General features: G+C 51.4%; 16 protein-coding genes and 2 pseudogenes. 17 read left to right on the top strand and 1 reads right to left on the bottom strand.

Going from position 1 to position 16853, the window contains the following annotated elements:
- Positions 1-5 precede the first annotated feature (5 nt).
- The 4 genes from fdxH to LKE90_RS14375 are packed head-to-tail and all read left to right on the top strand — an operon-like array spanning position 6 to position 3781.
- Entirely contained in the window at positions 6-959 is a 954-nt protein-coding gene (gene fdxH, locus LKE90_RS14390) for a formate dehydrogenase subunit beta (RefSeq protein ID WP_291494234.1), read from the top strand.
- Positions 959-1612, top strand: a complete 654-nt coding sequence (locus LKE90_RS14385; protein ID WP_291494287.1) for a formate dehydrogenase subunit gamma — start codon at positions 959-961, stop codon at positions 1610-1612. Before fdxH ends, LKE90_RS14385 begins: the two co-directional genes overlap by 1 nt.
- Positions 1612-2511, top strand: a complete 900-nt coding sequence (gene fdhE / locus LKE90_RS14380) for a formate dehydrogenase accessory protein FdhE (RefSeq protein WP_291494233.1) — start codon at positions 1612-1614, stop codon at positions 2509-2511. Before LKE90_RS14385 ends, fdhE begins: the two co-directional genes overlap by 1 nt.
- 52 nt (positions 2512-2563) lie before the next feature.
- Positions 2564-3781, top strand: coding sequence for a molybdopterin molybdotransferase MoeA (locus LKE90_RS14375; protein ID WP_291494231.1), 1218 nt, complete (start codon positions 2564-2566; stop codon positions 3779-3781).
- A gap of 19 nt (positions 3782-3800) precedes the next feature.
- Here LKE90_RS14375 and mobB read toward each other — a convergent pair whose 3' ends face one another.
- On the bottom strand, positions 3801-4328 hold the full coding sequence (mobB, locus tag LKE90_RS14370; RefSeq protein ID WP_291494229.1) for a molybdopterin-guanine dinucleotide biosynthesis protein B: 528 nt from the start codon (positions 4326-4328) through the stop codon (positions 3801-3803).
- A gap of 95 nt (positions 4329-4423) precedes the next feature.
- Here mobB and mobA point away from each other — a divergent pair, with 95 nt between their 5' ends.
- From mobA to LKE90_RS14305, 13 genes and pseudogenes are all read left to right on the top strand, one after another.
- Positions 4424-5035, top strand: coding sequence for a molybdenum cofactor guanylyltransferase (mobA, locus tag LKE90_RS14365; protein WP_291494227.1), 612 nt, complete (start codon positions 4424-4426; stop codon positions 5033-5035).
- Positions 5032-5850: a formate dehydrogenase accessory sulfurtransferase FdhD gene (gene fdhD / locus LKE90_RS14360; RefSeq protein ID WP_291494225.1), complete on the top strand. Its 819-nt coding sequence runs from the start codon at positions 5032-5034 to the stop codon at positions 5848-5850. The genes mobA and fdhD overlap by 4 nt, the downstream gene beginning before the upstream one ends.
- 36 nt (positions 5851-5886) lie before the next feature.
- Positions 5887-6033 (top strand): annotated as a pseudogene (locus LKE90_RS16580) (integrase); the annotation flags it as partial.
- Between the two features lie 161 nt (positions 6034-6194).
- Positions 6195-6350: pseudogene (locus tag LKE90_RS14350) on the top strand (transposase); the annotation flags it as partial.
- A gap of 163 nt (positions 6351-6513) precedes the next feature.
- On the top strand, positions 6514-7083 hold the full coding sequence (locus LKE90_RS14345) for a Plug domain-containing protein (protein WP_291494223.1): 570 nt from the start codon (positions 6514-6516) through the stop codon (positions 7081-7083).
- Between the two features lie 25 nt (positions 7084-7108).
- Entirely contained in the window at positions 7109-8938 is a 1830-nt protein-coding gene (locus LKE90_RS14340; RefSeq protein WP_291494221.1) for a TonB-dependent receptor, read from the top strand.
- A gap of 130 nt (positions 8939-9068) precedes the next feature.
- Positions 9069-9695 carry a cysteine hydrolase family protein gene (locus LKE90_RS14335; RefSeq protein ID WP_291494285.1) on the top strand — a complete coding sequence of 209 codons (627 nt, stop codon included), beginning with the start codon at positions 9069-9071 and terminating at the stop codon, positions 9693-9695.
- A gap of 27 nt (positions 9696-9722) precedes the next feature.
- Positions 9723-11390 (top strand): carboxylesterase/lipase family protein, encoded by a 1668-nt coding sequence (locus LKE90_RS14330; protein ID WP_291494219.1) that lies wholly within the window; start codon positions 9723-9725, stop codon positions 11388-11390.
- An 81-nt stretch (positions 11391-11471) separates the two neighbouring features.
- A complete protein-coding gene (locus LKE90_RS14325) occupies positions 11472-12701 on the top strand; it encodes an alpha/beta hydrolase (protein WP_291494217.1) in 1230 nt (409 codons plus the stop codon).
- A gap of 44 nt (positions 12702-12745) precedes the next feature.
- Complete coding sequence (locus LKE90_RS14320; protein ID WP_291494215.1) at positions 12746-14017, top strand: MFS transporter; 1272 nt, start codon at positions 12746-12748, stop codon at positions 14015-14017.
- A gap of 144 nt (positions 14018-14161) precedes the next feature.
- Entirely contained in the window at positions 14162-14797 is a 636-nt protein-coding gene (locus LKE90_RS14315) for a cysteine hydrolase family protein (RefSeq protein ID WP_291494213.1), read from the top strand.
- Positions 14798-14814: 17 nt separating this feature from the next.
- A complete protein-coding gene (locus tag LKE90_RS14310) occupies positions 14815-16203 on the top strand; it encodes an MATE family efflux transporter (protein ID WP_291494211.1) in 1389 nt (462 codons plus the stop codon).
- Positions 16204-16222: 19 nt separating this feature from the next.
- Positions 16223-16474, top strand: a complete 252-nt coding sequence (locus tag LKE90_RS14305; RefSeq protein ID WP_291494209.1) for a hypothetical protein — start codon at positions 16223-16225, stop codon at positions 16472-16474.
- Positions 16475-16853 lie beyond the last annotated feature (379 nt).

Genomic DNA, 16853 nt, shown 5'->3' with positions numbered 1-16853 from the left:
TCACGATGGGCATGCAGTCACAGGACATCATCCGCCGCTCCGCCACCAATGGTTTTACTCCGACGCCTCAGGTCCGCAGCCATGAAACGGAAGTCGCCAAACTGATCGACGTTTCCCTCTGCACGGGGTGCAAGGGCTGTCAGGTTGCGTGTTCCGAATGGAACGATCTGCGTGACGAGGTCGGGCACAATGTGGGCGTTTATGACAACCCCGCCGATCTTACGGCGGAAACATGGACGGTCATCCGCTTCGATGAAGTCGAGGATGAGAGCGATAAGCTGGAATGGCTTCTCCGCAAGGAGGGCTGTATGCACTGCGAGGATCCGGGCTGCCTGAAAGCATGTCCCAGCCCCGGTGCGATTCTACAGTTCGCAAACGGTATCGTCGATTTCCAGTCCGAGCAGTGCATCGGCTGCGGGTACTGCGTGGCGGGTTGTCCTTTCGATATTCCCCGCATCAGCAAGACCGACAACCGCGCCTATAAATGCACGCTCTGCGCGGACAGGGTGGCTGTGGGACAGGAACCGGCCTGTGTGAAAACCTGTCCGACGGGCGCGATCGCTTTCGGCTCCAAGGCTGAAATGAAGGATCTCGCGGCCGAGCGGGTGGAGGAACTCAAAGGCCGCGGGCATGATGGGGCCGGCCTGTACGATCCTGCTGGCGTTGGGGGCACGCACGTCATGTATGTGCTGACACACGCGGATAAGCCTGAACTCTATCACCGCCTGCCTGCCAATCCCACGATCAGCCCTGTTGTCCGTGGCTGGAAGGAATGGCTCAAGCCTGTGGGCGCACTTGGTTTCATCGCCACAGTGGCGGGCGCCTTTGCGCATTACATGGGCGTCGGTCCCAACACGACGGATGAAACGCCGGAAGCCGGGCCGGAACATATTCCGGAACCTGAAAAAGAACTGGAAACAGCCGGTAACGACTCTTCAGAAGATCGGAGGGACGCGTGATGGATAATTCCGGTCGCATTCTGCGCACGAAGTTTGGCGATCGCCTGCTTCACTGGACGATGGTGGCGTGTTTCTTTCTTGTCGCCATGTCCGGACTCTCGTGGTTCTTCCCCAGCCTGCACTGGCTGGGCAGCGTTCTCGGACCGCCACAACTGGCGCGTATCCTGCATCCTTTCCTCGGTGTGGTGGTTTTCCTGTTGCTGATGTGCATGTTCGTGCGCTTCGTGCACCATAATATGCCCGTACGGACGGACGGGGTCTGGTTCCGTCATGTTTTCGACGTGCTGATGAACCGTCACGGTGAGAAGCTCCTGATCGGTAAATATAATGCCGGGCAGAAAATTCTCTTCTGGGGCATCATGACCCTGATCAGCGCACTGTTCGTTACAGGACTGGTGATCTGGCGGGCCTATTTCGCGATGTATTTCCCGATCCCGGTCATCCGGCTGGCGCTTCTGGCGCACTCGGCGGCGGCTCTTGCGCTCATTCTTCTGGTGCTCGGGCATATCTATATGGGCATCTGGGTCCGTGGCTCGATCGGCGGCATGATCACAGGCTATGTTTCCCGCGCATGGGCGCGCCAGCATCATGATCGCTGGTATGCTGAGGAAGTCCTCTCTGAGGAGGAAACCTCCGTGAAACGGCATTCCTGATGCACAGGGACTCTGATGTTGTCCCGCTGGACAAGCGGACTCCGGGCGTTCCGGCGATTGAGGAACTGATCTTTCCTCAGCCGGACCGGCTTTACGCCCGCCGCATCAGAAGGCTGAATGCGCTCGCTGGCGAACAGGGAGAGTATTTTCGCTTTCTGTCCCGTCTGGTCGGGATACAGCAGAGCCTCGTAGGCAGGATGCTGCTCAGTGAAGCGGATGCGACGGCCATCCATGCTCTCATTCAGCACGGCTACGCCCAGCCGGACCTGGAGCAGAAGCTTGAAGAGATAGCTGTCTGGCGGACAGTCTTCGCGGAACTGGTTCAGGAACTTCTGCCGGTTCTGCCTCTTTCCGCGCAGGCTGCAATGGAAGCCTCACAGCAGTCGGTATTAGCCCTGAGCCGACAGGCGGCGCAGCTTCTGCGGGGAGATTACGCCACGGTCGATGCCGGTCTGTCCGTTGTGCTGTGGGCTGCGCTGTCTGTCTGCTGGGCACAGACAGTGGCGTTTTTCAGCCAGTCCGCAAAAGGCGGTCAGGTTGCGGCATGTCCGTGTTGTGGCGCCCCTCCGTCAGGGAGCGTCGTCCTTGGCGGAGACCGCGAGGGGCTGCGCTATCTGCAGTGCAGTCTGTGCGAGACACGCTGGCATCGGGTCCGCGGTCTCTGCGTCAGTTGCGGGGCTTCCAGCAAGCTGGAACATTTTACGCTCGACGATCTGAAGTCCGCCACACAGGCCGAGGCATGTGGAGATTGCGGAACCTATCTGAAAGTGATCCGTCTCGATTATGACCCTGACCTTGAAGTCGTCGCCGATGATCTGGGAGGATTCACGCTCGACGCGCTGGTGCAGGCGGAAGGCTTCAGCCGTGCTGGCCTCAACCCGTTTTCCTTCCCCGTCTGATCCACAGCCGGTCGGAAATATCGTGAGTCCCGCCCAAGAACCACAGTCTTGTATGCCTTCAATGGTCGATTACGACACGGCGCAGGCTCTTCTTGCCGCCGCGCTGCATGATCTGACGCCTGTCAGAGGCGAGCGTATTCCTGTCTCCGAGGCGGCTGGACGCGTTCTTGCTCAGGATGTGTATGCGGTAACTGCCCGACCAGAAGCTGATATTTCGGCAATGGATGGCTATGCATTTCATTCTGAGGAGATGCAAAAGGCGGGACAGGCCGGTCTGCCGGTTGTGGGCTATGTTGCAGCGGGAGATTGTCCAGCAGCGCTTTTGCACGGAACGGCCAGTATTATTCTGACCGGAGCACGAATTCCCGAAGGTGCGGATTGCGTTGTGGCACGGGAATATACAGTGCTGCAGCAGAATCATGTGACGCTGACAAAGCCAGTCACAGGGAAAGGGCTTAACATCCGCCGTAAGGGAGAGGAATTTTCTCCGGGCAAGCGCCTTCTCCGGCGCGGGCAAGGTCTCGACTGGCGGCATATGCCTCTGCTGCTCAGTCAGGGTATGACGGATGTAGAGGTTTACCGGCCCGTTACGGTGAGCATACTGGCAAACGGCGCTGAGTTCGGTGAGCAGGCCGGGGATGGCCGGACAGAACTCAACACCCACATGCTGGCTGCGATGATGCGCAGCGGGACCGTGCACGTCACACGGCTGGTTGCCGCATCCGACAGCAAAGAAGAACTCCGTGAGGCTCTCGTCAGATATCTTGGGCAGTCTGATGTTATCGTGACCACGGGCGGCATATCCGTCGGCGATACAGACCACGTTCTGGCTGTTCTTCTGGAAATGGGAGCTTCGTGCGTCTTCCGGCGGGTGAGCATGCGCCCCGGCAAGCCGGTTACGGTGATGCGTCTCGGTGGAAAAATCGTTTTCTGCCTGCCGGGTAATCCCGGAGCCGCAGCGTTCTGTGCACAGCTTTTTGTGCTGCCCTGTCTGCGGGCGCTGTCCAGAGCATCGGGAACTCCGGAGAACATCTGGCCGGTGCGTGGCCGCAGCGCATTCACCTACACCGCTCCTGCTCAGGCCACATGCTTTCTTCCTGTCAGTATTGCACAAAAACCGGGAGAGGGAGCGTTTTTCAACCTCGTCCCCTCTGTCGGAGCCTCGGACATTTCGTGCCTCACACATGCAGACGGGCTCGTACAGATCGATGCCGGGCAGTCTCTGGAAATCGGTCAGGAGTGCGATATGCTGCCTTTCACAGGCATTTAATCGTGGCGCCGGACTATTCCTATTCCGGTGTTATCGTCGCCGCATGGGCTGTTATGAAGGCGGCAATCCCGGCGATATCGTCAAGCTGTATGAATTCCAGACCAGATCGGCATTCGGGGAGAGACGTGCTGTCCGTCGCGACAAGAGTGACTGAGAGTGTATCCGGGAACAGCGGAGCCTTCCCGATTTCGGGACGCCATACTTCCAGGCAGGCCGGGACGGTTGCATGGAATCCCTCAACCAGAATCAGATCCACCGGACACATAGCCTGCACCAGAGTTTCCAGAGCGGGCACCTCAGGTGTTTCATGCTGGAGCACCCATCGTCCGGGTGTTGCCAGCATCACCTCATGCGCGCCGTTTTCCCGGTGCAGGAACGTATCCTTTCCGGGCTGGTCCATATCCACACCATGATGTGTGTGTTTAATGGTCGAGACGCGCAACCCTGCCTGCCTGAAGACAGGAAGAAGACGGGTGATCAGTGTGGTTTTTCCGGAGCCGCTGCGACCGATAATGCCGAAAACGGATTGTGTACGACGGAATTGCATAAACGCACTCAATATTTTTGCAGCGGGTTTCAGGATTTATTGTAACCAGTTCTCTGGCGAAAACCAGTGACCGACAGAATGATGAGGGGAATGAGATGTCGACGGCAGGGCTTGTGCTGGCAGGGGGGCAGGGAAGCCGTATGCAGGGTCGGGATAAGGCTTTTCTCGATATCAATGGCATAAATTCCCTGACACATGTGTTTTCACGCCTGCACAGGCAGTGTGCTGCCATTGCCATCAGTGCGAACGGAGATTCGTCCCGTTTCAGGGAGTGGTCGTGTCCGGTACTGGCTGATCGTCTGCACGATATCGGTCCGCTGGCCGGTCTTCTCAGTGGACTGGAGTGGGCAGAAACCAGTGGCTACGACACACTGGTCACTGTGCCGGTCGATACGCCGTTCATCCCTTCCGATCTGGTCATTTCTCTGCTTCCGGCCCCGAGTTTCGCCAGTTGGAACGGCGAGGAGCATCCGCTCGTTGCGGCGTGGCCGGTTTCGTGCCGTTCCATACTGGCCCGGCAACTGGCTGACGCCGTCGGTGAGGCAAAAAAGCGCAACACGCGTGTCCGCACACTGGCCCGTTCCATTGCCGCACGCGCCGTGGATTTCGGTCGTCTGAGCGGCGGAGATCCGTTCATGAACATCAATACGCCTGAGGATCTGATCGCGGCTCAGAACCGGAACGAAACAGAAAGCCGGAACCCATGAGTGAGAATACGCTCCTGCCCGTTTCACATATTTACAGTGTTCAGCAGGTCAGATGGCAGGAAGGTGCTGATTGTGATGATGTCATCCGCGAGCAGAAAGACCTTGTGGTTGCGGACGAAGTGCCGCTGTCACTGATTTATGGCGGCATGGATTACGCTGTCATGATGATTACCCCTCATGATGTGGAGGATTTCGTTACTGGCTTTTCCCTGACAGAGGGAATCATCACGTCCGTTACGGAGTTGCGGCAGATCGCAGTCAGCAGAAGCATAAATGGTCTGAAGGCGGAGATTCAGGTCGGCCCGGAGGCAATGCGAAAAGTGCTGTCACGCAGTCGCCGCCCGATCGCAGGCCGCACCGGATGTGGAGTCTGCGGGGCGGATGAGGAAAGCCTGATGCACCATTCCGTCAGGACGGTTACCGGGAGTGAGCCATCGCCTGCCTCCGTGCGCAGAGTTCTGGAAAATATTCGTGCTCATCAGGTGCTGAATAAAGGCGTCGGTATGCTTCATGCGGCAGCCTGGTGCCGGGAGGATGGACATATCCTCCATATCCGTGAGGATGTGGGGCGACATAATGCCCTTGATAAGCTCATAGGCCTCAGTTTGCGTCGCGAGGTCGATTTAAGCCGAGGCTTCTGCGTGCTCACCAGCCGTTGTTCCTACGAGATGGTCGCCAAGGCCATAACGGCGGGAATCGGTGCCGTTGTGGCTCTGTCTTCTCCGACAGCGTTCGCCCTGCGTCTTGCACGGGAGGCTGATCTCGTTCTTATTTCTTCAGCCCGTTTGAATGGTTTTAAGGTATCGTCGCCATAATAGTGATAGGCTGGGTTTCAGTCCTTCAAACAGTTCGGCAAGACTTTCATGGAACGTCACGTCGAAGTTCATCTTAAACCCACGATGCAGGCAGAATATCGCCGTTCGGTCGATCTGTTCATCGTACCAAAGCTCGGTACACGCCGAATGACCGATATCACACGCGCCAACGTAGTAGCCTGAGCTTCATCCGGCTGGCACGGAATCTCGGGTTTTTTATGAAACAGGTCAGCACGCTTCTCGCTTTCGTTTACCGCAAGAATCAGTGCTGCGAGGCAGTGGATATCGAAGCGCTGGCACCGCGCGGATAATTCTGACCAGAACGACAAGCACACAATCCACAGAAAATCAGCTTCCAGCTCTACAAAAACAGAAACATCATTGGACGCTTCTTCGCCAGGCTGAAGCAGTTCAGAGGCATTGCAACACGCTACGACAAGCTGAAATCAACATTCCTCGCAGCAGTGCAACTCGTTTCCGCCATCATCGGAATTAACTGACAACACGCCCTAGAGTATTTCCGGAGGCTCAAAAAAGATTCAAAATAGAGGCTCCTGAGTGGTCAACTTTACAAAAAAGGAAAATAAAATTTCCTCATAAGTTATTTTTAATCCGAAACAAAATCTTCACTGTATGTAGAGAGGGCAGTGAGGGAGAGCCGCAGTGAGAGGTGTATTCTCGGAAAAGCAAAGTTCTGTATTTTTAGTGAAATTGAGTTTTTTGCTTGTATATTCAATGTGTGCATGGAGCGCTTCTGCGAAGGCTGAGGGAAAAACGGCTCATCTTGATGCTAAGACGCCTGTAAAAAAAAGCATTATACCGCGCGCAGTTCATCAGAGCAAAAAAATACATCATGCAGCCATCTCTCATCAGACTGAGGAGCTGAAGGTTACTGGTTCTCAGCGTTATATGCAGACCGGAAGCGATATGAAGCTTGAGCGTCGGATCATGCAGAATGAGGTGCCGGGACAGAATATTCTTAAGGCTCTAGGACAGCTTCCGGGAACTAGCTACAGCTCATCCGATCCGCTTGGAATAGATGGATGGTCATCCAGTATCCGTATCCGAGGTTTCAGCCAGAACCAGCTTGGTGTGACACTGGATGGTATCCCATTGAATGATCAGACTTATGCTAATCTCAATGGTCTGAATATCAACAATGCCGTGATTTCTGATGACATTGGCCGGGTATCACTTTCAGTTGGTGCTGGGGGGGGTGTCTCTGCCGTCTAATAGTAATCTTGGTGGTTCCATGCAAATGTCCGTAAAGGATCCTGAGGATGTTGCTGGTGCCAAGGTTTCTCAAGGGTTTGGTAGTTACGGTATGAAGAGAACATATGTCCGTCTGGATAGTGGAAGGTTAAATAAAGAAGGTACGAAATTCTTTGTTTCCTATGCGCGGGCATATGAAAAAAAATACAACAGTTCCAGCCCCGATTTTATGCAGAATGTTGACAGTAAGCTTGTGCAGCCTTTGGGTGAACGCGCAAGAATGTCATTGTTTTTCAACTGGTCAAATGCGGAAGTATGGAACTATTCCGATAATTCTCTGGAAATGTTGGATAAAATTGGCTGGAGAACTGCCAATTTCTATCCCAATTATGCTGGTGCGTATGCGGCAGGTTTATGGGGGCAGACAAACGGAGCTGCAGGAGCGCTTCCTGCAGGAGCGCTTCCTGCAGGGTGGCAGAATGTTTCAACAACCTATGGCACGGCTTTTTATGATGCGGGACAGGCTACGGTTGACTATCTGACCGGCTTGCATCTGGATATTGATATTACCGATCGCCTGAAATGGCATGGTCTTCTGTATGGTCATAAGGATGATACACATACGGTTGTAGGTGATCCGTATGACTCTTCTACAACGGGTGCGCCATTGGCCGAGGATGTATGGCACCTTCAGCAGCAGCGCGGTGGTTTTACAACTAGTTTTACGTATGATTATAGGAAGCACCATATTGAAACTGGTGTTTGGTTTGAAAACAACAGACAGGAAACGGCTTTTAATGCTGTCAATCAGCCTGTCCTTGGACAGGGTAAGCCAGTTTCAGTCACAGGTCCATATGATACGTACGGACTCCTTTACCCGATTTATCATTATCAGTGGAATACAAATACATTTCAGTATCATTTGATGGATGTATATAAGCCTTTGGACAATCTGCAGCTAACTTATGGATTTAAATCCATGTTGCAGACAACATCGGGTGGAGCTCAAGCTGGATTTTCCAAGCTTGCCCATGGAACCTTGACATCGTCGGCAGCATTCCTGCCTAACGTTAATCTTGTCTGGCGTTTTATGAAGCATCATGAACTGTATTTTGACGTGGCTGAAACAATGCGTCCTTACAGTGTTGCGGCAAGAGGCAGCTATACTTCACCGTGGGGTGTATCTACTCAGGACCTGTTTGAGCAGAATCATTCCAAACTCAGACCGGAAAAAGATTGGGTCTATGTTGTGGGTTACCGCTATACCAGTAAAAAAATTGTGGCATCTGTTGCGGCGTATCATGCGGATATTTCGCATCGTCTGCTGTCAGCTTCTGTCGGAAGCATCAACAATCCCGTTTCAACCGTGATCGACAGCCGGAAAGCTTCCATGTACGGAGTTGATGCTTCTCTTAATTATTATCCTTTCAAATGGCTGGGGATTATGAATTCCATCAGCTACAATCACATGACATATGGTGCACACGTTAATGCCTGTCCGCTTGATGGCAACTGTGATCTATATGGCAAGAAAATGGTTGCTTATCCTTCAATTATTTATAAGACGGGTATGGATTTTCATTATCAGGGTTTTTCGGCCAATTTTTCAGCTAACTATTTTTCAAAGAGATACTATTCTCTTGTTAATGATACTTCTGTTCATCCGTACTGGTTCACAAGTGCTGGCGCTTCTTATGACTTCGGGAAGATATCTGTTCTGAAAAATGTCAAGGTAAATTTTACAGTTTATAATCTGCTTAACCAGAAATACGTCTCCATGATGGGTGAAAATGGTTTTCCTGTGTCAGGTGATTATCAATCGCTTCAGCGTGGTGCAGTTCGCGAGTTTTTTGGAACAATAAGTGCATCTTATTGAATTTTCTAAGGCGCTCTCACTCTCTGTTATGCAAAAAATGCTGTTTCATTGTGGTTTTGAAACGGGCTGAGATGGCAGCACCTTTTGAGTGTGTAAAAGCACTACCTGAAAGAGAAATGTTGTGGTAAAAATGAAGAAAAATAACCCTTTTATTGTGGGAAATCCTGTTGTTCTGGCTATTGATATCCAGAAGGGATCGTTTGTGACTCCCCCTCCTGATTTTCATCTGCCCCTCATGCCCGACATGATCGAACGCATGACCCGGACACGTAAAATTATCGATGCAGCGCGTGCAGCGGATGTTCCTGTCATTTTCTTTCAGGAAATTCATAGGGCTTCCATGATCGATTTTGGTCGTGAACTGGATGGGAGTGAGGGGCCGCATTGTGTGGAAGGTAATCCCGGGACACCTATCGCGTCTGATATCGTAGGTCTGAAAAAAGATGATTATGTTATCCAGAAACGTCGGTATTCATGTTTTTTTGGTACGGAGCTTGAAATTCTTTTGAAGGCGGTCAAGGCAGAGACCCTTATTCTTATTGGGGGTTTTACAGATGTGTGTATTCACTACACGTTTGTAGATGGTCATCAGCACGATTATCATTGTCGAGTGGTGCATGATTGCGTCGCTGGTTCAAGTGTCAGAGCGCACACGGCCGCGCTGGAAGCTATGGAATATCTGCAGCATGGCTCAAATATTGATAGCGCGTATGCGGTTGATGCTCTGGCCCGTTATGCGGCACTGCGTGCTGGATAATAACGAGCAGACAAGGAGCATGCCATTGTGAGGTTTAAGGAAAAAGCAATACCAGAAAGAATAAAAATTTTTTCCGGATTTTTTCTGCATGGTGTTGTGCTGGCATTTTCATGCCAGATAGCTACTGCGGATACTGGCGTACCCTTGGTTCAGACCCGTTATGGTCTGGTGAGGGGCGTATCAGATATGGGAGTAGAAAGTTTTAAAGGTATTCCTTATGCGGTTCCTCCTGTCGGCACCTTGCGCTGGCGTCCTCCAGAACCTTTGCTATTGCCGGAATCTGCACGAAAGATAGAAATTGACGCCAAGCATTTTGGTCCAGCATGTTTACAGATTAAACGCATGGCGGCCCGCGGTCTTCCTACAAGTGAGTCGTGTCTGACACTCAATATTTGGCGGCCCGCTACCCGTTTCTCTGGTGAGCGCACACGGCTTCTGCCCGTCATGGTATGGATTCATGGGGGAGCTTTTATTGGAGGTGCTTCGGCTGAACCACTGTATGACGGTACTCATCTGGCTCAGCAGGGTATTCTTGTTGTCAGTTTTAACTATCGTCTCGGTCGGCTTGGCTTTTTTGCGCATCCTGCTCTTTCTGCCATGCAGTCGCAGGGGGAGTGGCAGGCTAATTATGGATTGATGGACCAGTTGGCCGCCCTACGTTGGGTGCAAGACAACATCGCAGGTTTTGGCGGTGATCCCTCTCAGGTGACTCTTGTCGGTCAGAGTGCTGGAGGGGCGTCTGTCAATTTTCTGTCTGTGATGCCTGCGGCAAAAGGATTATTTGCACGTGCTATTTCACAGTCAGGTTTTCCACGTTGGGCTGGGCGTCCACTGAATACAGGCGCAGGTTCTGCCGAAGCCATAGGGGCTGAATATGCACACCGACATGGGATTGAAGGAACATCTGCTCAACAGGCAGCGGCCCTGCGTGCCTTGCCTGCGTCCGCACTTGTAGAGGATGATCCACCTGAGGATATAGATCGCACTACGCCAATGCCGATAGTGGACGGTCAGATGCTGTCTGCATCTTTGCCGGATCTGCTCGCTCAAGGGAAAATGCTGTCTGTTACCCTTATGGTGGGGGGTACCAGTTGTGATGCTAGTGTTTACGGGCCAGATGCGCTGGCCCTTTTTACCTTTGCTTCCTATACAGATCCGGTTTTCCGACGGTTATATCCAGGCCCACTCCAGATGGCTGTCCGAGAAGCGCAGACCGACCGGATAGAGACTGAACCTGTCCGCTTTCAGGCTCAGGCATGGTCCACCAGCGGTCTATCCGTATGGGTTTATAATTTTGATCACGCGATCAAGGGGCAGGGCTGGCAGTCCGAAGGGTGTGCGGGTGCGGCTCATGCTTCTGAACTCCCCTATGTTTTTGGAAATCTGACCAGAGCCTATACTAATCAGGGCACACAGCCGTATCAGGTAACAGAGGAGGGCTCATCGACCGGAAAGGAAGTGGATAGTGAAAAAGAAGTACACCAGCTTTCAAGACAAATGATGGCGTACTGGGTCAGTTTTGTACAGACGGGTGCGCCGGATGCCGGGAAGCTGGCGCCGACATGGCCGCGTTATGTGCCATCTTCTGGTCCTGTGCTGGAGTTCGGAGCGCATGATGTCTCGGTCAGAACGCATTTCCGACAGACTCAACTGGACTGGATTTTCAGTCGACTTTCCGGCCTATCTGTGTGGTAAAACAAGATGAAAATGAAAAGAAATATCAAAAGAGCATTATGGCACAGTGCTCGTATGTTGAAAGCCTGTGTGTCCGGAGGTGTGGCTGCAACGCTTTGGAATAATCAGGTCATGGCGGCACAGGTACTGCCATCCGGTGATGGTGGTGTATCAGCATTTTACAAATGGGATGCACCTCTGCCCGCGGCGAATGGCATAGTCCTGCGACAGGAACCGTACCCAGTGGCAGAGTCCGGGTATCAGGCTTACCGTTTGCTGTATTCTGCCCGCGATGGTCTACGAGAAGGGCAGGCAACAGCGGTTTCGGGTGTCTTGTATGTCCCGACCGGAAAGCCGCCGACGGGTGGCTGGCCCGTTGTAGCGTGGGCACACGGCACAACGGGAGTTGCGGATGTATGTGCGCCTTCCTGGCGTGGCTCGTCCCCTAGGGACATGGCGTATTTCAAGCAGTGGCTTGACCACGGCTTTGCTGTCTTTGGTACAGATTATCAGGGGCTGGGTACGCCGGGTGTGCACCCGTATCTACTTTACAGACCGGAAGGGTACAGCATTCTCGATGGTGTTCGTGCTGTGCTCAAGGCCTACCCGCATGAGCTTGCAAACAGTGTTGTGCTGGCGGGACAATCCCAAGGTTCTGGCGCTGCTCTGGGAGCAGCCTATCTTGCACCCTCCGCTGCGCCGGACCTGCATATTGTGGGTGTGATCGCCAGTGGGCTCGTGCTTGATATCAGAGACAGACACAATGCTCCGGCGCTTCCTGAAGGAGCGTATCAAGGGGGAGAGGACGTTGATGCCGCCTATTCCACCCTCTACTTTCTGGGCAGTCTGCAAGGGTTGGGTTATCCCGGTCTCTTTTCCCTGATCAGGGAGAAGGGACATGAGATCATAGCTCTGGCTTCTCATGCCTGCCTCCATGACCTGATGGGCTATGCCCGCAACCACCACATGAAGGCAGATGATATCTACTATCCAGCTATCACTCATTATGAAACTCTGGCCCAGCAGGCCAGAATGTTGCCGGATGCCTACCAGAGTGCTCCTGTTTTTACAGCGACAGGCCTTGCTGATGCGGAAGCAGGAACTATCCCGCAATATAACGTGGTTGCAGCCATGTGTTCGGCTCAGGACAAAGTGGAATGGCACTATTATCCGGATCTGACGCACAGCGGAACGGTTAATGCGGCATTCCCCGATGAGCTGAGGTTTGTGACCGCATTGCGGGAAGGCAGAAAGCCGGTTTCAAACTGTCACTTACTCCATATTCCTGGTCCGATACAGGAGCCAGATCCGCATGTTCCGTTCAATTATTGATCTACAGACGATCAGTCTTTTAATACAAGGCTAGAATGCGAGTCATGGAAAAAATCGGTAAGCAAAGAATGCTGATTTACCTTGCGATCATGTTGTGCATTTTCAGCTTTGAATGGGTAGATCGGTTCAGTATTTCCATTCTCATTGATCCAATCGAAAAAGATCTGAATATTACAGATCATCATGTCGGGCTGATCAATGGGGCGCTCTTTTCTCTGGTCTATTCGCTTTCGGGTTTCCTATTTTCCTATCTGGTTAACAAGGTGCCCTCAGGTCGTCTGCTGGCGGTGGTCTCTCTGGGCGCGGGCTTGTTTACCCTGATGGGGGGAATAGCATCTGGCCTGTGGTCCTTTGCATTTTCGAGGCTGGCAGTCGCTTTTTTTGAAGGGGGCAGCAGTCCGGTCTGTTATTATATCATTTCACGCTATTTTCCAGACCGGTACCGTGCACGTGCCATTTCGGTCTATAATAGCGGTATTTCTCTGGGTATATGGATTGGTCTGAGTGCTGGTGGCATGCTGGTTCCTTGGTTGGGCTGGCGATATGCACTGTTTATACTTGGTGCGCCAGGTCTTGTTCTTGCGCTGGGAGCCTGGTTCATTATTCGAGAGACTTCTCCAGCGCTCGTGGATATTCAGGTGCCCCAGACTTCATTTGCAGAGGGACTGCAACTTCTGGTGATTCGAAAAAGTTACTGGATGACCGGTATGGCTTATACCCTGCTTGTGATGGCGAGTTCCGGATTTGAGAGTTGGTGTCCGGCGTATCTTATCCGCAGTCGGGAACTAACTGTTGAGCAGGCAGGTAATATCAGTGGCCTTGTTGAAGGAATTGGCGGAATATCCGGTACGATTATGGCTGGTGTTCTCTGTGACTATTTTGTCAAAAAGGACAGGCGGGCTTACGGTCTGATTCCTCTCGTCGCATGTGTGCTTGTGAATGTATCCATGCTCGCATTTTTTCAGACTACAGGGGCTGTATCGTATCTTTTCTATGCTTTTGTCATTTTTGGTATTGGGGCGTATCTTTCCCCAGTGCTTTCCCTTTCACAAGAGGTTCTGCCACCCGCCCAGAGGGCTCTGGGGGCTACGGTCATCCTTGTCAGCATGAGTGTGATCGGAGCCGGGGGCGGGAACTACCTCGTGGGAGTGATGAGTGATCTGTACAAAGGTATGGGAATGAGAGACCCTCTGCAAGCGGCATTTCTTTCCATGCTTGTGGCCATCCTGCCAGCAGGCGTGCTTCTGATTTTGTCTTGTAAACATATCAAACAGGACATGGATGAAGCTCAGAGATTAAATCCCACGCTTGGTTGAATACAGAGTTCACGTAGCGTAGCTCGCTCCGGTAAACTACCGTCCGGCATACATCTACTATATCAGGCAAGTTTATTTGTCTCATTTGATATTGAAAGAGAAAGAGGAATAAATACTCTTATTCTTTTTAGAGGAGTGCATTGCATGAGCGCAGCAAAACAGATTACGGCCCAACCAATGATTGTTGGTCGTCCAGCTCTGGTTGTCATAGATATTCAAAAAGGCTGCTTTGCTCCACGTCCTGCGAGCTCTCGTCTTGAGTTCATGTCAGATGCCGTAGAGCGTTATACGCGGGCCAGAAAAATGGTGGACGCTGCCCGTGTAGCAGATATTCCTGTCATTTTCGTTCAGGAGGCTCATCGTAGTAATCTGATCGATTTTGGTCGTGAGTTGGATGGTTCTGAAAATATTCATTGTCTTGAAGGTGATTTAGTTACTGAATTTGCTGTGGAAGAATTAGGTATGTTAGCGGATGATTACCGGATTACAAAGAGGCGCTATTCTGTTTTTTTTGGCACGGATATGGAGATCCTGCTCAAGGGGTTGCGAGTTCAGACGCTTGTCATGGTCGGGGGCTTTACAGACGTTTGCGTCCATTACAGTTTTGTTGATGCGCACCAGATGGATTATTACTGCCGTGTTGTTGAAGATTGTGTTGCCGGTTCCAGCTATCGTGCACATGAGGCGGCTCTGTCTGCTATGGAATATCTACAGGCTGGTGCGCGCAGGAACGCTCAGGATGTCATGGCGGCTTTTTCCGTGATTGGGCACGGGGCGTGATGGATGTGTGATAATAGATGGCATCGGCGGTAAGATCTTTGAAAAACAAATATTTTATTCTTGAAGAATCGAAAGAGAGTTCGAGAATATTTTTCCCGCTTTCTCTGGCTCAGTTGATGCAAGTGAGCATCACAGTGTGCTCCAATCTTGCCTTGGGTGGAATTGGAGTTGAAGCTCTGGCGTCTGGCGGTATCTGCAATATATTGATTCAGACTGGCGTTGTCATAGTTCAGTCAGCAATTTCTTCTTTTCAGTCTCTCTTCGGACAGGCTCAGGGGAGGGGGGATCGTGTTGCAGAGCGTTTTGTGGGTTGCGCATGCATTATAGCACTGATTCTGTCTGTTTTTCTATTGATTCTGCTGATCCTGATTATTCTTTTCTGTCGTGCTTATGTGTTTGAGGCGACGATGGGACAGGGTGCGCTACTGTATATGAGTAGTGCGGTTTTTGCCACGCCAGGCATGGTTTTTTTTTCAGTTATGAGGTCCTATGCTTCGGCATCGAGAAAAGCTGCTTCCATTCTCAAAGCGGTAGGGTGTGGTGTTTTTTTTTACGGCGTGTGCGCCGCAGTGGTAGTGATGTTTTTCCGGAGTGTAACAGAGCAGAATCTTCTGATGCTGATGGGAGTGATATTCTCTCTTTCCTGGACCGTGGTGGCTATTATTTCATTTCTTTCTCTCGATATTCTGTCTGTTCTTAAAAGAACGTTGTCTGACTCTAATAAACATATCGTCTTCGCGGACTGTTTGGCGATTTTGTCAGCCGGATGGCCTGTCGGGCTTGGTGTGGCCTCTGAAATGAGCGCTAATACTATGCTGGCAATGTTTGTCGGGGCATCAGGCGTGACTCAGATGAGCGTGCATCAACTCTGCCAATCCATAGAACTTCTGACTTTTATGCCCTCTCTGGCTATGAGCCAGGCTGTATCGGTGCGCGTTGCGTATTTCCATGGCAAAGGTGAGGCTGCGCGCATCCGTCTGGTTCATCGTGTCGCAGTGACATTCATCCTGCTTGTCGCGTTTGCAGAGGTTGCACTTATCATGCTGTTTCATGATGCCATCTACAAGGTCAGTATTGTGGATACAGGTGAGCTTGCTGCCAGCTTTGGCGGCAGTTTATATGGTATGTTTATTGCCGTGTGCGGGATTGTGGTCTTCGATGCTCTCCAAGCCGCTTCCTCCGGTGCGCTCAGAGGGCAGTTGGATATGAAAATTCCAATGCTTATGGCCGTTGCAAGCTACTGGATTGTGGGATTTGTGTTTGCGATGATACTCGCACGTCTAACTCCTCAGCCTGTGCTGGGTGTGTGGGCTGGTATCTGTATCGGTGTGTTTTGCTCCGCCTGCCTGCAAACTGTAAGGTTTGTTCATCTTAACAGGCTCCGCTCTTGTTCTTTAAAGAAGTAATTAAAAATTTTTGAAATAAATGACGGATATGGATGCTCTAATTAATCCATTAAATGCACAATTTTTTGTTATGGAAAAGAATAACACTAAAATTGTGAATAACGTGACGATGGATGAAATCATGCTGATCAATGTTTTTCTGGCTGAAGTGGCGCAATTGTGCTCGCACCGTGCTGATCGAAGGTGCGAGCAAACGGTAGGGCGGGATAGTTCAGGCGTGCCGTTTACGCTATGCCTGCGGTACACATGTACAGTCGTGATGGTGGACTGACTTTTTTAAAAAACAAGAGTTTGTTATGCATTTTCAATTAATTTATTTTCTATTTTTGGCTCTTACTTCAATTCCAGGGCGTTCCTGGAGCGGGAACTGCTCTCCTGTTTCGGGATGTGTAGATTTCTATTAGAAGTGATTTTTATAGGAATAATATGATGATTTTCTTCTGAATTTGCGTTGCAGGAGAAGTTCAACATCACATCAAAATGCAGATAAAATGTAGAGCCAGCGCAACAGCAAGTGCGAGATTTATGTGGTACAATACACCACCTGAAAGAAGTTTTGCCGGGATTGAAATGAAAAGCGGCATCGTCCAACAGGATCGATGCCGCCCTCTGTATCATGACCAGTCTTAAAATTACCGATGAAGGCAGCA

This window comes from Acetobacter sp., from assembly GCF_022483985.1.
Lineage (GTDB): Bacteria > Pseudomonadota > Alphaproteobacteria > Acetobacterales > Acetobacteraceae > Acetobacter.
Note: the sequence above shows the minus strand (reverse complement) of the source record. Positions and strands in the feature narration are given on the sequence as shown.

Bases quoted from the DNA above. Each gene is read 5' to 3' on its own strand.
- LKE90_RS14340 (WP_291494221.1), top strand. From the start codon at position 7,109: ATGTCCGTAAAGGATCCTGAGGATGTTGCTGGTGCCAAGGTTTCTCAA.
- mobA (WP_291494227.1), top strand. From the start codon at position 4,424: ATGTCGACGGCAGGGCTTGTGCTGGCAGGGGGGCAGGGAAGCCGTATG.
- LKE90_RS14375 (WP_291494231.1), top strand. From the start codon at position 2,564: ATGCCTTCAATGGTCGATTACGACACGGCGCAGGCTCTTCTTGCCGCC.
- mobB (WP_291494229.1), bottom strand. From the start codon at position 4,328: ATGCAATTCCGTCGTACACAATCCGTTTTCGGCATTATCGGTCGCAGC.
- LKE90_RS14320 (WP_291494215.1), top strand. From the start codon at position 12,746: ATGGAAAAAATCGGTAAGCAAAGAATGCTGATTTACCTTGCGATCATG.
- LKE90_RS14305 (WP_291494209.1), top strand. From the start codon at position 16,223: ATGACGGATATGGATGCTCTAATTAATCCATTAAATGCACAATTTTTT.
- LKE90_RS14310 (WP_291494211.1), top strand. From the start codon at position 14,815: ATGGCATCGGCGGTAAGATCTTTGAAAAACAAATATTTTATTCTTGAA.
- fdhD (WP_291494225.1), top strand. From the start codon at position 5,032: ATGAGTGAGAATACGCTCCTGCCCGTTTCACATATTTACAGTGTTCAG.
- LKE90_RS14335 (WP_291494285.1), top strand. From the start codon at position 9,069: ATGAAGAAAAATAACCCTTTTATTGTGGGAAATCCTGTTGTTCTGGCT.
- fdhE (WP_291494233.1), top strand. From the start codon at position 1,612: ATGCACAGGGACTCTGATGTTGTCCCGCTGGACAAGCGGACTCCGGGC.
- fdxH (WP_291494234.1), top strand. From the start codon at position 6: ATGGGCATGCAGTCACAGGACATCATCCGCCGCTCCGCCACCAATGGT.
- LKE90_RS14315 (WP_291494213.1), top strand. From the start codon at position 14,162: ATGAGCGCAGCAAAACAGATTACGGCCCAACCAATGATTGTTGGTCGT.
- LKE90_RS14385 (WP_291494287.1), top strand. From the start codon at position 959: ATGGATAATTCCGGTCGCATTCTGCGCACGAAGTTTGGCGATCGCCTG.